5 protein-coding genes are annotated in these 3,964 nt (G+C 41.2%); 2 read left to right on the top strand and 3 right to left on the bottom strand.

Annotated features, from left to right (window positions below; all coding sequences use genetic code 11):
• Position 1 precedes the first annotated feature (1 nt).
• On the top strand, positions 2 to 184 hold the full coding sequence (locus tag V7083_RS16805; protein WP_335479941.1) for a DUF378 domain-containing protein: 183 nt from the start codon (positions 2 to 4) through the stop codon (positions 182 to 184).
• Positions 185 to 209: 25 nt separating this feature from the next.
• On the opposite strand, the gene V7083_RS16800 is transcribed toward V7083_RS16805, so the two are convergent.
• The 3 genes from V7083_RS16800 to yugI form a co-directional block, all read right to left on the bottom strand.
• On the bottom strand, positions 210 to 1,481 hold the full coding sequence (locus V7083_RS16800; protein ID WP_335479938.1) for a Glu/Leu/Phe/Val family dehydrogenase: 1,272 nt from the start codon (positions 1,479 to 1,481) through the stop codon (positions 210 to 212).
• Between the two features lie 15 nt (positions 1,482 to 1,496).
• Positions 1,497 to 2,690, bottom strand: coding sequence for an ornithine--oxo-acid transaminase (locus V7083_RS16795; protein WP_335479936.1), 1,194 nt, complete (start codon positions 2,688 to 2,690; stop codon positions 1,497 to 1,499).
• A 131-nt stretch (positions 2,691 to 2,821) separates the two neighbouring features.
• A complete protein-coding gene (yugI, locus tag V7083_RS16790) occupies positions 2,822 to 3,220 on the bottom strand; it encodes a S1 domain-containing post-transcriptional regulator GSP13 (RefSeq protein WP_335479934.1) in 399 nt (132 codons plus the stop codon).
• 233 nt (positions 3,221 to 3,453) lie between these two features.
• Between yugI and V7083_RS16785 the strand changes: the two genes are divergently transcribed.
• Positions 3,454 to 3,687, top strand: coding sequence for a helix-turn-helix domain-containing protein (locus tag V7083_RS16785; RefSeq protein WP_335479931.1), 234 nt, complete (start codon positions 3,454 to 3,456; stop codon positions 3,685 to 3,687).
• Positions 3,688 to 3,964 lie beyond the last annotated feature (277 nt).

The following is a 3,964-nucleotide window of genomic DNA, read 5'->3' as shown; positions in this document are numbered from 1 at the left end:
AATTCAGCGAATAGCACTTGTTATGACCATCTTTGGTGCTGTTAATTGGGGACTCATTGCCTTTTTTCAGACGGATCTGTTTACGGGTATTTTTGGAGGCCGGGATGAGACTCTTGCCAAAGTCATTGATGGATTAATCGGGGTCGCTGGTTTAGTAAATCTTGGACTCTTTTTAAAAAAATAAACCGGGAAAGATTCCCGGTTTATTGCTAGATCCAGCCTCTAAATTGAGAGGCATCTGCCATTTTTCTGACACCCATCATATATGAAGCCAGACGCATGTTTACCTGATGCGTTTGGGCAAACTCATAGACCTCATTAAATGATTTGACAAGTTTTTCTCGTAGTTTCTCGGTTATTTCTTCTTTACTCCAAAAATAACCATGATTATTCTGAACCCACTCAAAGTATGAAACGGTGACACTTCCGGCACCTGCTAATACATCAGGCACCAATAAGATATCCCGTTCTGTCAAGATTTTGGTAGCTTCCAATGTTGTCGGACCATTAGCTGCCTCCACAACAATTTTGGCTCTGATCTGACGTGCATTATCCTTTGTTATTTGATTGGCAATAGCAGCTGGGATTAAAATATCACATTCTTGTTCCAATAATTCGGCATTGGAGATTCTTCCATCGAAAAGTGTTGTAACCGTTCCAAAGCTATCGCGGCGGCTTAATAGATAGTCGATATGTAATCCGTCCGGATCATAAAGGGCGCCGTATACATCGGATATTCCAACCACCTTTGCCCCAGCTTCATGCATAAATTTAGCAACAAAACTGCCAGCATTTCCAAAACCTTGAACAATGACTCGGGCATTTTTAATACTAATTCTGCGTTTTTTCGCTGCTTCTTCGATACAAATGACCACACCCATGGCCCCTGCAATTTCCCGTCCCTCAGAGCCTCCGAGAACCATTGGTTTGCCTGTGATAAATCCTACCGAACCATGCTGTTTTAATGAACTATACTCATCCATCATCCATGCCATAACTTGTGAATTGGTATAGATATCAGGTGAAAGAATGTCCTTTACCGGTCCGGCAATCTGGCAAATTGCCCTTACATATCCGCGGCTTAAACGTTCTAGTTCCCCAAATGACATGGTTCTGGGGTTGCAAATAATTCCGCCTTTTCCTCCCCCAAACGGTAAATCCACGATGCCGCACTTCAGACTGGCCCACATGGCCAAGGCCTCGATTTCTTCTTCCGTTACTTTAGGATGAAAGCGAACCCCACCTATGGTCGGCCCGATTGCATCATTGTGCTGAACACGAAACCCGGTAAATATTTTCGTAGAACCGTCATCCATACGGACAGGGACTCTTAGCTTTAATGTGCGTAGCGGTTCAGCCAATAAATGATACATATCCTGGTTATACCCCAGTTTTTTTAATGCATCTTGGATAATTGTCTGTGTCGATGCAAGAAGGTTCAATGTCTCTTTTTGTACTCCATCTTCCTCATGTGTCCCCATTTTCCACCTCTAGGTTTACCCCAGTACTTTTTGAATCCGCTCGATGGCCCAATCTAATTCTTCTTTGGTAATCACTAGCGGAGGGGCAAAACGAATCACTGTATCATGTGTTTCTTTACATAGTAACCCTTCATCTTTTAATTGTTCACAATATTTACGGGCAGGTTCTGTCAAGACCATACCAATAAATAAGCCACGACCGCGAACCTCTTTAATAATCGGATTATTAATTTCTTTTAATTTACTAATAAAATATTCACCGAGCTCCAATGATCTTTCCGCCAATTTTTCATCGATTAATACATCCAATGAGGCAATCGAAACAGCACTGGCCATTGGATTTCCACCAAAAGTGGAACCGTGGGATCCTGGATTAAATACCCCTAAAATATCTTTGTTAGCCACAACACAGGAGATTGGGAACACCCCACCGCCAAGAGCCTTTCCAAGAATATACATATCTGGTTCGATGTCTTCCCATTCACAGGCAAACATTTTTCCGGTACGGGCCAAGCCAGCCTGAATTTCATCGGCAATAAACAGCACATTATTTGCCTTGCAAAGCTCATAGGCTGCTTTCATAAAACCTTCCGGCGGAATGACAATTCCTGCCTCCCCTTGAATCGGTTCGATTAAAAATGCTGCTGTATTGGGGGTGATAGCTGTTTTTAACGCTTCCAAATCGCCGTATGGAATTAACTTGATTCCCGGCAACATCGGACCAAAGCCTCGCTTATATTCTTCTTCCGATGACAAAGTAACAGCCGTCATGGTCCGGCCATGGAAGTTTCCGATACATCCGATTACTTCAGCTTGGTCTTCAGCAATTCCTTTTACATCATAGCCCCAGCGTCGCGCTGCTTTAAATGCTGTTTCAACGGCTTCCGCTCCGGTATTCATTGGAAGAGCCATTTCCTTATTGGTTAATTGACAAATCTTCTCATACCAAGGGCCAAGCTGATCGTTATGGAACGCCCGTGATGTTAGCGTTACCTTGTCAGCTTGTTCTTTTAAGGCCTGGATGATTTTTGGATGACGGTGCCCCTGGTTAACGGCAGAGTAGGCACTCAACATATCCATATATTTATTGCCTTCCGGATCTTCTACCCATACTCCTTCCGCTTTTGAAATAACGATCGGTAGTGGATGATAATTGTGTGCCCCATATTTTTCTGTCTTTTCAATAATTTCCAATGATTTTCCTGTCATACCGGTATTCCTCCCTTTTCAATGAAAATATGCATAACTATATTGTAGCCGAGTAAGGTGAAAGAATGAATGTTAATTTAAAAAAAGCCTGCCCTACTGAAATCGAGTAGGTAACAGGCTTGTCACAAATTTTACTTTTTAATTAAATCCTCTTGCTGGGATTGATCGATCCATTCTTGGAGCTTTTCTTTCAGCGTGTTGAAACCTTGCTGCCCTTCTACTTCCGGAAGAATCGTTGCTTGACGTTTGCGTGGACGCTTTGTCTTAAACGCCTGCTGTACAGGAGCCTCTTCTGTCGCTTTGATGGACAGTCCAATTTTCCCCGCAGTTTCATCAATAGATAGTACTTTAACCTTAATTTCTTCTCCGACCTTTAAATGTTCATGAATATCTTTGACAAATCCGTGCGTGATTTCGGAAATATGAACGAGCCCTTGTGTATTTTCATCCAGTGCAACAAATGCACCATAGGGTTGAATCCCCGTTATCTTACCTGTAACAATACTTCCCGGTTCTAATTTTAATGTCATGAAAACACTCCTAAATATATTAATTATTTATCCCTTTATATGCAATAAAAAATTATATCATAATAAATGGGCTTAATCAAAAGAACAATGGGTAAGGAAACCTATTTTTCCTATATTTACAATAAAAAGGTCAGAAAGCCTTAACATAATGTTCATAGTTTACATAAGCAGAAGGACTTGTTATATGATAAACTTATAGTGGAAATATATCATTTTTTGGAGAGGTGAACCGTATGAATTCAATCGGCATAACCATTAAAAATGCCCGTGAAATGAGAAATATGACCCAAGAGGAACTTGCCCAAAAGATTCGAGTTGGACTCCAAACGATTGAAAAATATGAGTCTGGCGAGCAACTTCCAAGCTCTCAGACCATCTTAAAGCTTTCTACTGTTCTTGATATAGCTGCTTCTGAACTCTTGGAATACCACAATGATCATACAGCCTCTGGTACGAAAGAAGAATAACAACATACAAAAAAGCGGTCAAAACCGCTTTTTATTTTATAAACAGGTATATATTTTATTAAAGGCGGAAATAACTGTAGCATAAGCTTTCTAGTATTCCCCCCCTTTTTGAGCGGACACCTTCTCGGTTGGTCCGCTTTTTTTTATTGGCTGTGTTAAAGAACAGTGTTGATTTTTTACACTCTGTTGATTGGAGCGGAAGGTGCGAAGACTCCTCGAAAATGCTAACGCATTTCCTTCGTGCGTGGGCGAATTCTAGGAAGAAAATCAATGTCCT

Source organism: Bacillus sp. JJ1764, from assembly GCF_036962145.1.
Taxonomy (GTDB): Bacteria; Bacillota; Bacilli; order Bacillales; family Cytobacillaceae; genus Neobacillus.
Note: the sequence above shows the minus strand (reverse complement) of the source record. Positions and strands in the feature narration are given on the sequence as shown.